15 protein-coding genes are annotated in these 16,877 nt (G+C 53.9%); 1 reads left to right on the top strand and 14 read right to left on the bottom strand.

What is annotated here, in order from left to right; genetic code table 11:
* Window positions 1-963, top strand: a 963-nt coding sequence (gene purH / locus KEM39_RS01120) for a bifunctional phosphoribosylaminoimidazolecarboxamide formyltransferase/IMP cyclohydrolase (protein WP_211709484.1), incomplete at its 5' end; no start/stop codon positions are given.
* 171 nt (window positions 964-1,134) lie between these two features.
* Here the strand turns inward: purH and KEM39_RS01125 are convergent.
* The 14 genes from KEM39_RS01125 to KEM39_RS01190 all read right to left on the bottom strand — a co-directional run bounded on the left by KEM39_RS01125 (window position 1,135) and on the right by KEM39_RS01190 (window position 16,867).
* Window positions 1,135-1,755 carry an L-threonylcarbamoyladenylate synthase gene (locus KEM39_RS01125; protein WP_118997647.1) on the bottom strand — a complete coding sequence of 207 codons (621 nt, stop codon included), beginning with the start codon at window positions 1,753-1,755 and terminating at the stop codon, window positions 1,135-1,137.
* Window positions 1,756-1,853: 98 nt separating this feature from the next.
* Window positions 1,854-3,164 (bottom strand): NCS2 family permease, encoded by a 1,311-nt coding sequence (locus KEM39_RS01130; RefSeq protein WP_118997648.1) that lies wholly within the window; start codon window positions 3,162-3,164, stop codon window positions 1,854-1,856.
* A 135-nt stretch (window positions 3,165-3,299) separates the two neighbouring features.
* Window positions 3,300-4,478, bottom strand: a complete 1,179-nt coding sequence (gene ftsZ, locus KEM39_RS01135) for a cell division protein FtsZ (RefSeq protein WP_118997649.1) — start codon at window positions 4,476-4,478, stop codon at window positions 3,300-3,302.
* A 118-nt stretch (window positions 4,479-4,596) separates the two neighbouring features.
* Window positions 4,597-5,841, bottom strand: coding sequence for a cell division protein FtsA (gene ftsA / locus KEM39_RS01140; RefSeq protein ID WP_107863061.1), 1,245 nt, complete (start codon window positions 5,839-5,841; stop codon window positions 4,597-4,599).
* A gap of 85 nt (window positions 5,842-5,926) precedes the next feature.
* Window positions 5,927-6,655 (bottom strand): cell division protein FtsQ/DivIB, encoded by a 729-nt coding sequence (locus KEM39_RS01145; protein WP_211709485.1) that lies wholly within the window; start codon window positions 6,653-6,655, stop codon window positions 5,927-5,929.
* Window positions 6,645-7,559: a D-alanine--D-alanine ligase gene (locus KEM39_RS01150; RefSeq protein WP_118997651.1), complete on the bottom strand. Its 915-nt coding sequence runs from the start codon at window positions 7,557-7,559 to the stop codon at window positions 6,645-6,647. Before KEM39_RS01150 ends, KEM39_RS01145 begins: the two co-directional genes overlap by 11 nt.
* Window positions 7,560-7,706: 147 nt before the next feature.
* Window positions 7,707-9,116 (bottom strand): UDP-N-acetylmuramate--L-alanine ligase, encoded by a 1,410-nt coding sequence (gene murC / locus KEM39_RS01155; RefSeq protein WP_192886326.1) that lies wholly within the window; start codon window positions 9,114-9,116, stop codon window positions 7,707-7,709.
* A gap of 154 nt (window positions 9,117-9,270) precedes the next feature.
* Window positions 9,271-10,338 (bottom strand): undecaprenyldiphospho-muramoylpentapeptide beta-N-acetylglucosaminyltransferase, encoded by a 1,068-nt coding sequence (gene murG, locus KEM39_RS01160; protein WP_118997653.1) that lies wholly within the window; start codon window positions 10,336-10,338, stop codon window positions 9,271-9,273.
* Between the two features lie 3 nt (window positions 10,339-10,341).
* Window positions 10,342-11,613: a putative lipid II flippase FtsW gene (gene ftsW / locus KEM39_RS01165; protein WP_192886332.1), complete on the bottom strand. Its 1,272-nt coding sequence runs from the start codon at window positions 11,611-11,613 to the stop codon at window positions 10,342-10,344.
* A 179-nt stretch (window positions 11,614-11,792) separates the two neighbouring features.
* The gene (murD, locus tag KEM39_RS01170) at window positions 11,793-13,130 is read right to left on the bottom strand and encodes a UDP-N-acetylmuramoyl-L-alanine--D-glutamate ligase (RefSeq protein ID WP_118997656.1); all 1,338 of its coding nucleotides are present in this window, start codon (window positions 13,128-13,130) and stop codon (window positions 11,793-11,795) included.
* 85 nt (window positions 13,131-13,215) lie between these two features.
* A complete protein-coding gene (locus tag KEM39_RS01175; RefSeq protein ID WP_118997657.1) occupies window positions 13,216-14,028 on the bottom strand; it encodes a tetratricopeptide repeat protein in 813 nt (270 codons plus the stop codon).
* A gap of 125 nt (window positions 14,029-14,153) precedes the next feature.
* A complete protein-coding gene (gene mraY / locus KEM39_RS01180) occupies window positions 14,154-15,236 on the bottom strand; it encodes a phospho-N-acetylmuramoyl-pentapeptide-transferase (RefSeq protein WP_003689450.1) in 1,083 nt (360 codons plus the stop codon).
* Window positions 15,237-15,329: 93 nt separating this feature from the next.
* Complete coding sequence (locus tag KEM39_RS01185) at window positions 15,330-15,506, bottom strand: hypothetical protein (protein ID WP_211709486.1); 177 nt, start codon at window positions 15,504-15,506, stop codon at window positions 15,330-15,332.
* Window positions 15,507-15,508: 2 nt separating this feature from the next.
* A complete protein-coding gene (locus KEM39_RS01190) occupies window positions 15,509-16,867 on the bottom strand; it encodes a UDP-N-acetylmuramoyl-tripeptide--D-alanyl-D-alanine ligase (RefSeq protein ID WP_211709487.1) in 1,359 nt (452 codons plus the stop codon).
* Window positions 16,868-16,877: the final 10 nt, after the last annotated feature.

Here is a 16,877-nt window from a genome sequence, read left to right on the forward strand (position 1 = left end):
CCAAGCCAGTTCAACCAAAGCTGGATCAAAGTGCAAGACATGCGCTACGGCGAAAACCCGCACCAACGCGCCGCGTTCTACCGCGATATTGACCCCGCCGCAGGCAGCCTTTCCGCTTATAAACAGCTTCAAGGCAAAGAATTGTCCTACAACAACATCGCCGATGCCGATGCCGCTTGGGAAGCCGTCAAATCCTTCGACGCGCCCGCCTGCGTGATTGTGAAGCACGCCAATCCGTGCGGCGTTGCCGTTGCAGCCGATACCTTAACCGCCTACAAACTCGCCTACGCCACCGACACCACCAGCGCGTTCGGCGGCATCATCGCCTTCAACCGCGAAGTGGACGGCGCAACCGTCAAACAAATTACCGACAACCAATTTATGGAAGTCCTGATGGCACCGAAGTTTACCGCCGAAGCCCTCGAAATCGCCGCCGCCAAGAAAAACGTGCGCGTATTGCAAATTTCTCTAACAACCCCGCTCGAAGCAGGTGCCAACCGCTTTGAACTCAAACGCGTCGGTGGCGGACTGTTGGTACAAACCCCTGATATTCACCGCATCAGCCGCGCCGATTTGAAAGTCGTCTCCAAACGCCAACCGACCGAGCAGGAATGGAACGATTTGCTGTTCGTCTGGAACGTCGCAAAATACGTCAAATCCAACGCCATCGTCTTCGGCAAAGGCGGCCAAACCTACGGCATCGGCGCAGGCCAAATGAGCCGTGTGGACAGCACCCGCATCGCCGCCCGCAAAGCGCAAGACGCAGGTTTGGACTTACACGGCGCATGTGCCGCTTCCGATGCCTTCTTCCCATTCCGCGACGGCGTGGACGTGATTGCAGAACAGGGCATTAAAGCCATCATCCATCCGGCAGGTTCGATGCGCGATCAAGAAGTCTTTGACGCGGCGGACGAACACGGCATCGCCATGGTGGTAACTGGCATCCGCCATTTCCGCCATTAATGCAAATAAACAAGGTAATGCCGTCTGAAGGGCTTTCAGACGGCATTTTGTTTGATGTTCCGAACAGACAATCCGCCTGAAACAAAATGTGCGGCGGCATTTCGAACTTCCGTAAACGGCAAAACACCCGATACGTTCGGACGGCTGATGCTTCAGACGGCATCGGTTTCCCTACAAACCGAACACCGCCGTATCGCCGCAACCCCGGCGCACCAATTCCGTACCGTCGGTCATGTCGATGACGGTAGTCGGATCGGTTCCGCACCAACCGCCGTCAATCACCAAATCGACGGCATGCTCCAAACGGTCGCGTATTTCATAAGGGTCGGTCAGCGGCTCGCCGTCTTCGGGCAGCATCAGGGTGCAGCTTAAAAGCGGTTCGCCCAACTCCTCCAGCAGGGCTTGTGCAATGGCATTATCGGGAATACGCAGCCCGATGGTTTTGCGTTTCGGGTGCAGGGTGCGCGCCGGCACATCCTTCGTCGCCTGTAAAATAAAAGTATAAGGCCCGGGTGTAGCGGCTTTAAGCTGACGAAACTGTACGTTGTCGATTTTGGCATATGAACCCAACTCGCTCAAATCGGAACAGACCAGTGTTAGATGGTGTTTCTGATCGATTTTGCGGATAGAGAGTATGCGTTCCATCGCCGCCTTATCGCCAAGTTTGCAACCCAAGGCGTAACACGAATCGGTCGGATAAACCACCACGCCGCCTTGATTGATGATTTCGACTGCCTGCTTGATGAGGCGTTCTTGGGGATTGTCGGGATGAACGGCGAAAAACTGTGCCATAGTTTGTATCCTTATCGTCATGTTTTCCGTATTGTACGCCCAAAATCCAAACAAAATGCCGTCTGAAAATTTCAGACGGCATTTGATGCTTACAACCATCAACCCAAATACCAGAATTTCAATGCCCACAATACGGCAACAACCCATACCATAGGCGGAACATCCTCGGTTCGGCGACACAAAAGTTTGACTACGGCATAACTAATGAAGCCGAAAGCAATGCCGTCTGCAATCGAATAAGTAAACGGCATGAAAACAATGGTCAGGAACGCAGGCGCGGCTTCCGTCATATCGTCCCAATCAATATCCCGGGCACTGCGGAGCATTTGCGTACCAACATACAGCAGGGCGGGTGCAGTGGCAAATGCCGGAACACTTTTCGCCAACGGTGAAAACATCAGGCAGGCGAGCATCAATACGCCGACGGTAACCGCCGTCAGGCCTGTCCGGCCTCCTGCCGATACGCCCGCCGCACTTTCCACATAGGGTGTCGTCGAAGAAGTACCCAAAGCAGCACCCGCCACAATAGCGGTTGAATCGGCCAACAGTGCGCGCTTCAAACGCGGCAGCTTACCGTCCACCAGAAGTCCGGCACGATGCGATACACCGACCAGTGTTCCGGTACTGTCGAACAGATCGACCAGGAAAAAGACGAAAATCACACTGACCATGCTGACGGTAAACAGACCTTTAAAATCCATCTGCATAAAAGTCGGCGCAATGCTCGGCACTTCGCCGATGATGCCGTGAAACTCGTTCAAACCCATCAGGCCAGCAATGACGGTAATCGTCAAAATGGTGATGATGATTGCGCCTTGAACGCGGAAATGCCCCAATACGACCACCATGGCAAAACCGAACAACGCCAACAACGCGGACGGCTGATGAATATCGCCCAAGCCGACCAAGGTTGCCGGATTGGCAACGATAATACCCGCGCCTTTCAGAGAAATCAGTGCCAAAAACAAACCGATACCGGCGGCAATCGACATTTTCAAACCCATAGGCAGTGCGTTGACCAGCATTTCCCTGACTTTGAAAAAGCTAAACAGGATGAAAATCAAACCTGAAATAAAGACCGCACCCAAAGCCACCTGCCAAGGCACACCCATACCTTTAACGACCGCAAAGGTAAAATACGCGTTCAAACCCATACCCGGTGCAAGCGCAATCGGATAGTTGCCGACAAAACCCATAACAAAGCAGCCGATGGCGGATGCGATACAGGTGGCGACGAATACCGCCCCCATATCCATTCCGGTCTCGCCCAAAATCAGGGGGTTGACGATAACGATGTAGCACATCGTCAAAAAGGTCGTCAAACCCGCCATCAACTCCGTACGCACCGTCGTACCGTTTGCCTTCAGCTTAAAAATCCCGTCCAACAGTGTTTGTTTTGAAGTGTCCATATCTGAAAGTCTGTATAGTGGAAAAATCTGAATCCGCCGACCGCAAACCGTACGAAATTGCAACATCTTGAAAAACATACCTCCCAAACCAGGAAAACCGGTTCGGGAGGCAGCAGGTTTACGGCACACGGAGCATTATTTGTCTGAATTGTACTGACGGCGCAAAATCGCAGGGATTTCAAAGTCGTCAAGTACGGACTGATTGTCGAAATCCGCAGCTGTCAGATTCATGGTGCGGATACCGCGATTGGTGCGGATCATACCTTCGACATTGTGGCTTTGCTCCTGTTTGGACGGGGCAACCGGTTCTACCTCCCTTGCCGGAGTAGGATCGACCGCGCCTTTTTCTTTCAGACCGGTAGCGATAATGGTAATCCGGATGGCATCTTCGCTCATGGTCTCGTCTTCAGCAGCACCGAATTTGCATTCCAAATCGGGATGCGCGCTTTGGTTGACGATTTTCATGACTTCAGACAACTCGGACATTTTCAGGCAACCCGGAGCAGTCGTAATATTGACCAGCACACCGCGTGCTCCGTCCAAGGTTACATCATCCAACAGAGGGCTGGAAATGGCCTGATCAGTTGCCATACGCGCACGGTCGATACCTTGGGCATAACCAGAACCCATCATGGCGATACCGCGGTTGCTCATCACGGTTTTCACGTCGGCAAAGTCGAGGTTGATGATTTCGCTCGGACAGGTAACGACTTCGGAAATACCTGCGACCGCATCGCGCAATACATTATCGGCGGCACGGAAGGCTTCGCGCATCGTTACGTCTTCACCCAAGGCGGTCATCAGTTTGTCGTTCGGGATGATGATCAGCGAATCGACGTGTTCTTTCAACTGTTCCAACCCTGCCTGTGCCACATGGACGCGTTTGCCTTCATATGCGAACGGGCGGGTAACCACGGCAACGGTCAGAATGCCCAAAGACTTGGCAATCTCAGCAACAACCGGCGCCGAACCGGTACCGGTACCGCCGCCCATACCGGTCGTAATAAAGAGCATATTTGCACCGCGAATGGCTTCTTCAATGGCTTCCCGGTCTTCCTGGGCTGCCGCACGGCCGATATCGGGATTCGCGCCCGCGCCCAAACCGCGTGTCAGATTCGTACCCAACTGGATTCTCTTCGCCGCATGGTTTTTTGCCAGAGACTGCGCATCCGTATTGGCACTGATAAACTCCACACCGCGCACATTGTTGGCAACCATGTTATTGATTGCATTGCAACCGCCGCCGCCCAAGCCGATTACTTTAATTACCGCAGGGCTGACTGCCGATTCTGCCACGTCGTAAACAAATTCCATTCAAAAACTCCTGCTCGCCCCGTTCAGAGGACGGTTTAAATAAATTATTATTTATTATATAAGAAGTATCTTGCTGCTGGCAAAATACTTCTCACCTGTCAAACGGCAATCCAACTGTTCAGAGGTTGTTTTCAATCCACCGCTTCAATCTTGCCAACAAACCGCCGCCCTCTTCCCTCTCTTGCACTGCACCTTTTTCCAGCTGCGGCAAGTTTCCTTCCAGCTTGCATGCTGCATGAAGCAGCCCGATAGCGGTAGAAAAGCGCGGTGTGCGGACGCGGTCGGACAAACCGCCCATTTCTTGGGGTGCACCGGTGCGTACAGGCAGATCGAAGATTTTTTCGGCAAATTCCACAATCCCGGTCATCATGGACACACCGCCGGTCAGAACGATACCCGCATTCAGCACTTCTTTGGGGAAACCCGATTTTTGCAGCTCGCCCAGCACTACGCCAAAAATCTCCTGAATACGTGCACTGATGATTGCTGCCAAAACCTTACTGGAAACCTGACGCGATGTCCGGTCACCCACGCCCGGAACTTCAATCATCTCATCCAAGCCTTCCGTATCGCATGATGCCACGCCATAATGGATTTTAATGTACTCGGCGGCATCGAGAGGTGTTCTCAACGATTTGGACAAATCTTTGGTAATCAGATTACCACCGGCCGGAATGACGGACGTATGGCGGATGGCGCCGTTCATATAAACGGCAATATCGGTCGTTCCGCCACCAATGTCGATGACGCATACGCCGAGGTCTTTTTCATCTTCAGTCAGCACCGCCTGCCCGCTTGCCAACGGCTGAAGCATGATTTGATCGCTTTTCAAGCCGCACCGCTCGATACATTTTTGGACATTCTGCACTGCCGTACTTGCACCGGTAATGATATGTACCCGCGTATCCAGACGCACACCGCTCATACCGATGGGCTCCCTCACGCCAAGTTGGGTGTCAATAATGTAGTCTTGAACCACGGCATCGAGAATTTTTTGATCGGGCGGGATATTGATTGCCTTTGCCGTTTCAATGGCGCGATCGATGTCTGCCTGCGTGACTTCCCCGTCTTTAATTTTAACCACACCTTGCGAATTAAGACTGCGGATGTGGTTGCCTGCGATACCTGTGGTAACGTGAGTAATTTTGGTATCCGCCATCAGCTCGGCATCATTGACCGCCTGCCTGATGGCTTGGACGGTGGCATCGATATTGGTTACCATGCCCGCGCGCAAGCCCCGTGAAGGAGCCTGCCCCAAACCGACGATGTTGATTTTGTCGTCATCTTGAACTTCCCCGATCAGTGCGAGGACTTTAGACGTACCGATATCCAGTACGCTGATGTATCTTTTCTGCTGTTCCATTGTTCGTCTGCTCTTAAAACTGATTGAAATTTGCGTCGCACCGTTTCAGACGGCACGACCGTAATCTGTCCGATACCTGTTCCCACTATTCTTCGGATTCTTTTTCGGGTAAACCGTCAGAAGCATAGCGGACTGAAAATCCGTCCTTATACCTCATATCCACATAGGATAACCGATTTTTATTTTTACGCAACAGATGCTGCCACGCTTCGGTAAAAAGCCGGAGGCGTTTCATCTCGTTTTCCCGTCCGAGCCTGACGGTGATGCCGTTGTCCAAAACGACATTCCACGCCGAACGTGCAGTATAGGTCATCTCTTTGATGCCCAAACCCTGTTTTGCCAAAACAGTCGAAAATTCGTCATAACGGCGGAGCATTTCGGCAGACGTTCCTTCCGCGCCCCTGAATACCGGCAGGCCTGGCCTGTTTAAATGTGCCTTAAAGACATTTCCCTCGCCATCCACCAAGGCATTGCCGCCCCAACGCGCGACCGGCTTGCGCTCGGTCAGGACAACCTCAACCGTATCGGGAAAACGGCGGCGCACCATGACCGACGCAATCCACGGATACCGGCGGTAGGCCTCCTGTGCACCATTGATGTCCGCCCTCAAAATATTCCCATGGATGTATTCTTTCGCCAAACTGCCCAATGCCTTCTTATCGGAATAAACCAGGTTGCCCTTCAGCGACACCTGCTTGACGGGCAGATGATTCGAATTGTAAAACCAAACCAGCCCGGACGCAGCAAGCAGCATCGCCATCATGACAAGCAGCCAGCGCGTCAGCCGTTCCATCGCTTCGGCATTATCCCACATGTGCGGTCTTCAAAATTTCAATACATAAATCGGCAAAACCCACGCCCGTAACGGCAGCGGATTTCGGTACTAAACTATGGCTCGTCATACCGGGCAGGGTGTTGATTTCCAACAGATAGAGTTTGCCGTCGGTATCTTTGAGGAAATCGACGCGCACGCAGCCCGCCGCGCCGATTGCCTGCGCCCCCCGTACCGCCAGGGAGCGCATCAGGGTTTCTTCAGCCTCGCCCAAGTCTTCGGCCGGGCATTGATAAACCGTGTCGTCGCGGTTGTATTTGGCTTCGTAGTCGTAGAACTCGGTCGCCGGGATGATGTGTATGCTCGGCAGTCCTTTGCCGTTCAACACGGGGCAGGAATATTCGCCGCCGCCGATAAACCGCTCGGCAATGATTTCGCCCTGGAGGTGTTTCAATTCTTCGTAAACGCTTTTCAGACGGCCTTTTTCTTTGACTTTCACCACGCCGACGCTGCTGCCTTCGGCTGCCGGTTTCACAAACATCGGCAGGCCCAATTTTTCTTCGACGGCATCGAAATCGGAGTCGTCGTGTAAGACGGCAAACTCGGGAACGGGCAGTCCCAAGGCTTGCCAAATCAGTTTGCAGCGGTATTTGTCCATCCCGATGGCGGAGGCGGCGACACCGCTGCCGGTGTAAGGAATGCCCAACAGTTCCAACGCGCCTTGAACTGCCCCGTCTTCGCCGTAAACGCCGTGGAGGGTGTTGAATGCCGTCTGAAATCCCCGCTCCTTCAGTTCGGATAAGGGCGTTTCTTTAGGATCGAAGGCGTGTGCGTCTATGCCTTTGCTTTTTAAGGCGTTCAAAATGGCGGTGCCGCTGTCCAGCGAGATTTCTCGTTCGCTGGAAAAGCCGCCCATCAACACGGCTACTTTGCCAAAATCCTGCATTGTGTTTGTTCTTTCTTGATTGCTTTATTTTTTGATACAGGCCGTCTGAAAGCAAACCGGGTGTTCAGACGGCCTTAATCTTGTTTGCCCCGCCTGATGGAACATTGCTTCATCGGGCGGCTGTCGCAGCATCACGATAAACGGCGTTCAGGCTTTCTCCGACAGCTCCAGCAGCGCGGCAGGCACGCGGTTGATGCTGCCCGCGCCCATATTCAACACGATGTCGCCGTCCTGCAAAACATTCATCAGCATTTCGGGCAGGTAGGCGACGTTTTCGCAGTAAATCGGCTCGAGTTTGCCCAACACGCGGATGGCGCGGGCAAGGGCGCGGGAGTCGGCGGCGGCAACCGGTTCTTCGCCGGCGGCATAAACTTCGGTCAGCACCAGCGCGTCAACGGTATTGAGTACTTTGGTAAAGTCTTCAAACAAATCGCGCGTGCGGGTATAGCGGTGCGGTTGGAAGGCGAGCACCAGGCGTTTGTCGGGATACGCGCCGCGTGCGGCGGCGAGGGTTGCCGCCATTTCGACGGGGTGGTGTCCGTAGTCGTCCACCAAGAGCGCGGTCCCGCCGTTTGGCAACTTGATGTCGCCGTATTTTTGGAAGCGGCGACCGACGCCTTCAAATTCAAGCAGCCCTTTTTGGATCGCTTCAACCAATGCGCCGACTTCCAGCGCCACGCCGATGGCTGCCAATGCGTTCAGCACGTTGTGTCTGCCGGGCATATTCAAAACAACTTCAAACGACTCCTGCTCATGTCCTTTCATTTGAACATGGACGGTGAATTTCATTTGCGCGCCGACGTTTTCGATGTCGGTGGCGTAGATGTCGGCGGTATCGTCCAAACCGTAGGTGGCGTAGGGTTTGCTCACTTTGGGCAAAATCGCGCGGACGTGTTCGCTGTCAATACACAAAAAGGCTTTGCCGTAGAAGGGCATACGGTGGATGAAATCGATAAACGCCTGATGCAGTTTTTCGACGCTGTGTCCGTAGGTATCCATATGGTCTTCGTCGATATTGGTAACGACGGACATAATCGGTGTCAGGTGCAGAAAGGATGCATCCGACTCGTCGGCTTCAGCAACGATGTATTCGCCTTTGCCCAAACGAGCGTTGGTACCTGCGGCATTGAGTTTGCCGCCGATAACGAAAGTGGGGTCGAGACCTGCCGCAGCGAGGATGGAAGCGGTCAGGCTGGTGGTCGTAGTTTTGCCATGCGTACCGGCGATGGCGATGCCGTCACGAAAGCGCATCAGTTCCGCCAGCATCAAGGCGCGCGGAATGACGGGGATTTGCTGCTCCAGCGCAGCGACGACTTCGGGATTTTCTTTTTTGACGGCGGTAGAGGTAACGACAACATCCGCACCATTAACGTGTTCTGCGGTATGGCCGGGATAAACTTGAATGCCCAAGCTGCTCAAATGCTCGGTAGCGGCATTTCGCGCCTGATCCGAACCGGAAACTTTAAAGCCCAAATTGTGCAAGACTTCGGCAATACCGCTCATGCCGACGCCGCCGATACCGACAAAATGGATGTTGGTAACTCGATTTTTCATCATAACGTTGCGTTCCGGTTGGTTTTTAGTGCGTAAAGGCGTTATTTTAAAGTGCTGACCGTTTGCGCGCCATAGTTTTCTGACAAATATATAGCGGATTGAAATAAAAAACATCCATGCCGTCTGAACGGCTTTTCAGACGGCATGGTTCGGCAGTTTACGCCGCACACGCAATCGCGGCTTCGGCAACGTCGTCCGCGCTGTGCGGCAATGCCAAAGTACGGGCGTTCTCTGCCCATTTGAGACATTTTTCGCGGTTCAGGCTGCCGAGGATTTCGGCGAGTTTTTCCGCCGTCAACTGGGTTTGCGGCAACAGCAGTCCTGCTTCTGCCTGCACCATAAAACGCGCGTTGGCGGTTTGATGGTCGTCAACGGCGTGAGGATACGGCACTAACAACGCGCCCAACCCTGCCGCAGTCAACTCGGCAATTGTCAGCGCGCCGGCGCGGCAAATCACCAAATCGGCATCGCGGTAGGCGGACACCATGTCGGTAATAAATTCCACGCATTCCGCTTGCACGCCCAGCGCGTCGTAATCCGCCTGAAGATTGCCCAGCTTGTTGCGCCCCGACTGGTGATACATCTGCGGGCGCACATCGTCGGGCAGCAAAGCCAATGCCTGCGGTACGGTTTTGTTCAAAACGTCCGCGCCCAAACTGCCGCCGACCACCAAAATTTTCAGACGGCCTTCGCGCCCTTGGAAGCGTTCGTCAGGCGCGGGCAGCCCGGCAATATCGGCGCGGACGGGGTTGCCGACCAAACCGCCTTCGTGGCTGAACGCTTTCGGAAAAGCGTACAACACCCGTTTCGCCCAGCGCGACAGGTGGCGGTTGGACAAGCCTGCCACGGCGTTTTGCTCGTGAATCACAATCGGCACGTCCAAGAGTTTCGCCGCCAGACCGCCGGGAAAGGTAACGAAGCCGCCGAAGCCGATGACGCACTCGACACGGTGTTTGCGGATAATCTGCTGCGCTTCGCGGACGGTTTGATACAAAGTAAACGGCAGCATCAGCTTGCGTTTGATGCCGTTGCCGCGCACGCCTTTAATCGCCAGCGTTTCGAGCAGGATGTCGTATTGCGGCACGATGCGCTCTTCCATCGAATCCTTGCTGCCCAGCCAAATTACATGATGGCCGCGCGCGCGCAATGAATCCGCCACCGCCAGCGCGGGGAAAATATGTCCGCCCGTTCCGCCCGCCATCAGCATAAAGGTTTTACCGCCCATGATTTACTCCACCCGGTAACCGCGCATTTTCTGGCGGTTTTCATAATCTATACGCAACAGCAGCATCATACTGATCAGCATGAAAAAGACTGACGAACCGCCATAGGACATCAACGGCAGCGTCAGACCTTTGGTCGGCAAAGCACCGATGTTCACACCGATATTGAAGAAACTTTGGATACCGATCCAAATGCCGATACCCGAAGCGATATAGGCGTTGAAAGTCAAACCCAAATCGCGCGACTGCTTGCCGATGGAAAACGCCCGCACCACCAGCCAGCCGTAACAGAATATCAGCACGCACATCCCGAAGAAGCCGAATTCTTCGGCGATGATGGCAAAAATAAAATCGGTATGCGCTTCCGGCAGAAAGCCGCGTTTGCTCAAACTCGCACCCAAACCCATACCGAACCACTCTCCGCGCCCGATTGCCATCAGAGAGTGGGTAAGCTGGTAGCCGGCACCCTGCGGGTCTTTCCACGGGTCCAAAAATGCCACTACCCGCTGCACACGGTAGGGAGCGGCGGTAATCATCAGCACCATCCCGCCCAAGACGCTGCCTACCAGGACGAAAAAATATTTCCACGGCAATCCTGCCAGAAACAGCATTCCAACGGTAATGACGGTAATGACGACAAACGAACCGAAATCCGGCTGTACCATTATCAGCACCAAACCGAACGCCACCAGCATAATCGGCAGGATGATCGCCCGGAAACGGCCGTACATTTCTAATGTTTCACGACGTGCCTGCGGATTGGTGGCGGACATGATCAGATTGGCCGTCCCCCGCCAAATCGACTGCCAACCCAAACTTTCCATGCTGCGCAACACTTCTTCACGGCGCGTGAACAGGCTTGCCAAATAAAGGATGACCGCCAGCTTGAACAGCTCGGTCGGCTGGAAATTCAACGGACCCAAAGGTATCCAACGGGTCGCGCCATTGATTTCGCGCCCGGCAATCAATACGACTACCAGCAACAGGCCGGATAAGGCAAAAATCCACGGCACAAGCCGCCGCCATGTCCTCATCCTGCAAAGAAACCATAAAAAACCGCTCGCTATAAGGCCGGCAACGACGAACCCCGCCTGTCTGGTCAAATAGAAAAACTGATTGCCGCCTTCCTTCGATGCCAAATACACAGAAGCCGAATAAATCATCAGCAGGCTGAACGCCGTCATCAACACCAGCATCCACAAAAGCGACGTGTCGAATTTCCTGCCGTCGCGCACAATCTGCCTGTCGAGCAGCACGGTGTGAATGCCGCTCCCCACCTTTACCAATATGTCCGAAATCTTCAAAAAAACCACCTGTCATTCTGTTTGCATCTGCCGCAAAGGGCAAAAATTTCAGACGGCAGATAATGCCGTCCGAACATGCGATACATCCCAAATCAATATTCTAAATCTTTACTTCCCGCCCAACAATGACGGCGTTTGCGTTTCAGACGGCATCACAAAGCCTTAAACGCTTCAATAAACACTTCCGAACGGTGCGCATAGCCTTTAAACATATCGAAGCTCGCGCAGGCGGGGCTGAGCAGCATGATATCACCCGCTTCGGCTTGGGCGTATGCCGTCTGAACGGCTTCTTCCAAAGTGGCGCAGTCGGTCATGTTCAAACCGCAGCCGTCCAAATCGCGGCGGATTTGCGGTGCATCGACACCAATTAAGAACACGCCTTTTGCCTTATCCTTCAACGCGTCGCGCAGGGGCGTGAAGTCCTGCCCTTTGCCCATACCGCCCAAAATCACGAAGAGCGGATTTTGCAAACCGGCAATCGCGGCGGCGGTTGCGCCAACGTTCGTGCCTTTGCTGTCGTCGATGAACACCACGCCGTTTTTCTCGCCGATTTTTTCCACGCGGTGTGGCAGACCTTGGAAGGTTTTAACGTGCTCGAGCAACTCGTTTCGCGACAAACCGACGGCTTCGCACAAGGCGACGGCAGCCATGACGTTGGCGGCGTTGTGCAAGCCTTGCAGCGGGATGTCTTGCGTGGCAATCAAATCTTCATTGCCTTGTTTCAGGCGGCCTGTCTCGCGTTCCAACCAAAAATCGGCTTCGTGTTCCAACGAAAACCATTTCACCTCGCGCCCGGCGCGTTTCATCGCGCGGCAGAACGCATCGTCCGCATTCAAAACCTGCACGCCGTCGCCACGGAAAATCTTGGCTTTGGTATGCGCATAGTCGAGTAAGTCGTCGTAGCGGTCGAGATGGTCTTCGGAGATGTTCAGCACCGTCGCCGCAGTCGGGCGCAGGCTTTCGGTATTTTCCAGTTGGAAGCTGGAAAGCTCCAACACCCACACATCCGCCTTTTTGCCTTCGCGCTGCAATTCCGCCTCCAAAACCGGCGTGCCGATATTGCCCGCGATAACGGTATCCAGCCCGCACTTGATGCAGAGATAGCCGACCAGGCTCGTTACCGTCGTTTTGCCGTTGCTGCCCGTAATCGCAATCACCTTGTCGCCGCGACGGTTCACAATGTCCGCCAGCAATTCAATGTCGCCCAACACGCGCCCGCCGTTTTGCTTGAACGCCTCGATATCCGGCTGACGCTCGCTGATGCCGGGACTGAGCGCCAGAATATCGAAACCGTTGTCCAGCGCATCCTTCAGACGACCCGTGTAAAACACCAGCCCGTCAAACATCTTGCCGATTTGCGACACGCGCTCCGGCTTCAGCTCCGCATCATAAGCGGCAACCTCCGCGCCGTTTTTGCGCAGATAGGCAATCATGGAAATACCCGTACCGCCGAGTCCGGCAACGAGGATTTTTTTGTTTTGGAAAGTCATTTTGGTTTTGTCCTAAAACAAATCATATTGGGCAGGAAGATGTCCGCTCCTGCCCAAGCCGCTTTCAGACGGCATCGCGAGCTGTTCAATAACCCGCCTTCAGGCGTTGGTAATTGTCGCAGCCGTTTTGGTTTCCGTTTTGACAAGCCTTGCCAAACCATTCTTGAGCGAGCGCAAGGTCTTGACGGACTCCTTCGCCTTTGTAATACATCAGACCCAAATTATATTGGGCTTCTGCATCCCCTTGTTCTGCCGCCTTGCGATACCACTGCACTGCCTGTGTATAGTCTTGACGGACTCCTTGCCCATTGTAATACATCACACCCAAATTATATTGGGCTTCTGCATCCCCTTGTTCTGCCACCTTGCGATACCACTGCACCGCCTGTGCATAGTCTTGACGGACTCCTAGCCCTTGTGCATACATCGCACCCAAATTATTTTGGGCATTGGCACCCCCTTGTTCCGCCGCCTTACGAGTCCACAGCTCTGCCTGTGCATCGTCTTGACGGACGCCTCGCCCTTTGTAATACATCACACCCAAATTTAATTGGGCTTGGGCATTCCCTTGTTCTGCAGCCTTGCGAAACCACTGCACCGCCTGTGCATCGTCTTGACGGACTCCTTGCCCGTTGGCATACATCATACCCAAATTATTTTGGGCACTGTCATCCCCTTGTTCTGCAGCCTTGCGATACCACCGCACTGCCTGTGCATCGTCTTGACGGACTCCTTGCCCGTTGTCATACATCCAACCCAAATACAATTGGGCTTTAGCATTCCCTTGCTCCGCAGCTTGAAGCGTTTTCTGAAAATCCGGCATATTATCCGCCCACACTGCTTGGTTCAAGCCCAAGGCAATCAGGGCGGCGGCAAGCCATTTGACTGTCTGTTTCATGGTTTTACTCCTGTTTCAGTATAAGGCAGGTTTCAGCCGCCGTTAACAATAGGGCGAGGCGGATTGCCGCCGCAGGTTTATTGCGCGTTCAAATGCCGTCTGAAAGATGTTCAGACGGCATAGGTTCAGCGGATTTTGAGGGTACTCAAGCCGATCAATACCAATACGATGGTGATAATCCAGAAACGGACGACGACTTGGGTTTCTTTCCAGCCTTTTTGTTCATAGTGGTGATGAATCGGCGCCATCAGGAAGATGCGTTTTTTGGTTTTCTTATACCAGCCGACCTGAAGCATAACGGACACGGCTTCTACGACGAACAGACCGCCCATAATCACTAAAACAAACTCTTGGCGGACGATGACGGCGACGGTACCGAGTGCTGCACCCAATGCCAGCGCGCCGACATCGCCCATAAAGACTTGCGCGGGATAGGCGTTAAACCACAAGAAACCGAGGCACGCGCCGCACATGGCGGTGCAGAATATAGCGACTTCGTTCGCACCGGCGACATAGGGAAGCTGGAGGTATTGGGAAAATTGGTAGTGTCCGCTGACGTAGGCGAAAATGGCAAGTCCGGCGGCAACGAGGACGACAGGGAAGGCGGCCAGGCCGTCCAAGCCGTCGGTGAGGTTGACGGCATTGGATGTGCCGACGATGGTCAGGTAAGACAACACCAAAAAGCCGACCACGCCCAGCGGCAGGGCGATTTGTTTGAAGAACGGGACAATCAAAATATTGTTGGCGGAATTGGCGGCAAGGTAAAACAATGCCAAACCGGCGATAACGGCAACGCTTGACTGCCACACCATTTTGAATTTGGCGGACACGCCGTTGGGGTCTTTATAGACGACTTTGCGCCAGTCGTCGTAAAAACCGAGCGCACCGGTGGCAAGCAGTACGCCCAAGAGAATCCAGATATACGGGTTCGCCCAGTTGCCCCACAACAGGGTGGACACGGTAATGGCAGTCAGAATCAGCGAACCGCCCATCGTCGGCGTGCCATTTTTGACGAGGTGGGTTTGCGGGCCGTCGGTACGCACTGCCTGCCCGCATTTGAGCGCGGTCAGCCTGCGTATCGTCCACGGGCCGAACATCAGGGAAAACGCCAAGGCGGTCAACGCTGCCATGACGGCGCGGAATGTGGTGTATTGAAAAATATTCAGACCGGTTAACCAGTTGCTGAAATGTGCGAGCCATAAAAACATGGGGCTTCCTTTTTTTGTTTTTGTCGTTACATGGGCTTGCGCCCGTTTGAGGTTGGCTTGCCGCCCGGCAAGGTTTCGGACGGTTTTTGCAGATTAACGTGCAGGGACTTTCTCAATCACGCAAATCGGGTAACTCCCCGGATTTTTACCGCCGCCCAAGTCTAAACATAAATCTTCATAAAGATACGCCTGCGTCCGCATTCCGGCATAAAACGTGCCGACCAGCGAGGCAATCAGCAATAAGGCTTTAAAAAAACGTCGGCTTTTCATTTTCACTTATCCTCCAATGCCTCGACCACTTCTTCCATCTGCATAAAGCGCGAACCTTTCACCAATACGGTGGCGCGTTCGGGCAAATCGTGGCTCAACACTTGAATCAACGGGTCTTTGGCGGCGAACCACAAACCGTCCGCGCCAAACGTTTCCGCCGCTTCGACGCTATTGTCGCCGACAAAATAAGCCGCTTCGATGCCTTGGTCGCGAGCATACGCGCCGACTTCGGCGTGCATGGCGGCGGCTTCGTCCTCGCCCAGTTCGCCCATATCACCCATTACGAAAATACGCGGCGCAGGCATACGCGCCAACACGTCAATTGCTGCCCTCATGCTGTCGGGGTTCGCATTATAAGTATCGTCAATCAGGGTCGCGCCTTTGATGCCGGCTTTGACGTTCAGACGGCCTTTGATGTTGCTGAAGCCTTTCAAACCTTCCGCCACATCGTTCAAACTCAAACCCGCAGCCAAAGCCAGCGCGGCGGCAGCGGCGGCATTGTGGACATTGTGGCGGCCGGGAACAGGCAGCACCACGGCTGCGCGTTCGTCGCCGCACACCAAATCAAATTCGCACGACAACGGTTTCAGCACGATATTTTCCGCGTGAACATCGCCGCTATCGATGCCGAAAGTGCGCGTATTCAAATTAAGCGTTGCCGTTTTGAAGACAGCCATATTGACATCTTCTTGAGGAATCAGTGCAATGCCGTCTGAACATAAACCTTGGTAAATCTCGCTTTTCGCTTTGGCAATATCGCCCACTCCGTCGAAACCGCAACCGACATGGGCGCGCAGGGCATTGTTGACCAAGGCGGCATCGGGTTTGGCGATTTGCGTCAAAACCGCCAGTTCGCCAAAATGGTTCATGCCCATTTCAATCACGGCATATCGGTGTTTTTCGTTTAATTTCAACAAAGTAAGCGGCAATCCGATATGGTTGTTGAAATTGCCCGCCGTCGCCAAAACGGCATCATTGCCGAAACGGCGGCGCAATACCGCAGCCAGCATTTCCTTTACCGTCGTCTTGCCGACCGAACCGGTAATGCCGAACACAAACGGATTCACATTTTCACGCCACACCTTTGCCAGCGTTTGCAAGGCGGCAAGTGTGTCATCAACTTTCAACGCGCCATCCAAAGCAGCGCAATCTTCACGCGAAACCACAACCGCCGCCGCACCCGCAGCCAATACGTCTTCAACAAAATCATGCGCGTCAAACCGCTCGCCCGCCAATGCGAAAAACACATCACCCGCGCGTATGTCGCGGCTGTCGGTTACGACACGCGAAACGGGTTTGTTTTCAGACGGCAGCGGAAGATTGAGGGTTTGGCTGATAAAGTTTAGGTCTAGTGGTTTCATGGTTTCTTTC

The sequence above is a fragment of the Neisseria sp. Marseille-Q1983 genome (assembly GCF_018224585.1).
In the GTDB taxonomy this organism is placed as follows: Bacteria; Pseudomonadota; Gammaproteobacteria; order Burkholderiales; family Neisseriaceae; genus Neisseria; species Neisseria polysaccharea.

Coding starts and splice junctions, on each gene's coding strand:
- KEM39_RS01125 (WP_118997647.1), bottom strand. CDS start 1,755: ATGGCACAGTTTTTCGCCGTTCATCCCGACAATCCCCAAGAACGCCTC.
- KEM39_RS01130 (WP_118997648.1), bottom strand. CDS start 3,164: ATGGACACTTCAAAACAAACACTGTTGGACGGGATTTTTAAGCTGAAG.
- ftsZ (WP_118997649.1), bottom strand. CDS start 4,478: ATGGAATTTGTTTACGACGTGGCAGAATCGGCAGTCAGCCCTGCGGTA.
- ftsA (WP_107863061.1), bottom strand. CDS start 5,841: ATGGAACAGCAGAAAAGATACATCAGCGTACTGGATATCGGTACGTCT.
- KEM39_RS01145 (WP_211709485.1), bottom strand. CDS start 6,655: ATGTGGGATAATGCCGAAGCGATGGAACGGCTGACGCGCTGGCTGCTT.
- KEM39_RS01150 (WP_118997651.1), bottom strand. CDS start 7,559: ATGCAGGATTTTGGCAAAGTAGCCGTGTTGATGGGCGGCTTTTCCAGC.
- murC (WP_192886326.1), bottom strand. CDS start 9,116: ATGATGAAAAATCGAGTTACCAACATCCATTTTGTCGGTATCGGCGGC.
- murG (WP_118997653.1), bottom strand. CDS start 10,338: ATGGGCGGTAAAACCTTTATGCTGATGGCGGGCGGAACGGGCGGACAT.
- murD (WP_118997656.1), bottom strand. CDS start 13,130: ATGACTTTCCAAAACAAAAAAATCCTCGTTGCCGGACTCGGCGGTACG.
- KEM39_RS01175 (WP_118997657.1), bottom strand. CDS start 14,028: ATGAAACAGACAGTCAAATGGCTTGCCGCCGCCCTGATTGCCTTGGGC.
- mraY (WP_003689450.1), bottom strand. CDS start 15,236: ATGTTTTTATGGCTCGCACATTTCAGCAACTGGTTAACCGGTCTGAAT.
- KEM39_RS01185 (WP_211709486.1), bottom strand. CDS start 15,506: ATGAAAAGCCGACGTTTTTTTAAAGCCTTATTGCTGATTGCCTCGCTG.
- KEM39_RS01190 (WP_211709487.1), bottom strand. CDS start 16,867: ATGAAACCACTAGACCTAAACTTTATCAGCCAAACCCTCAATCTTCCG.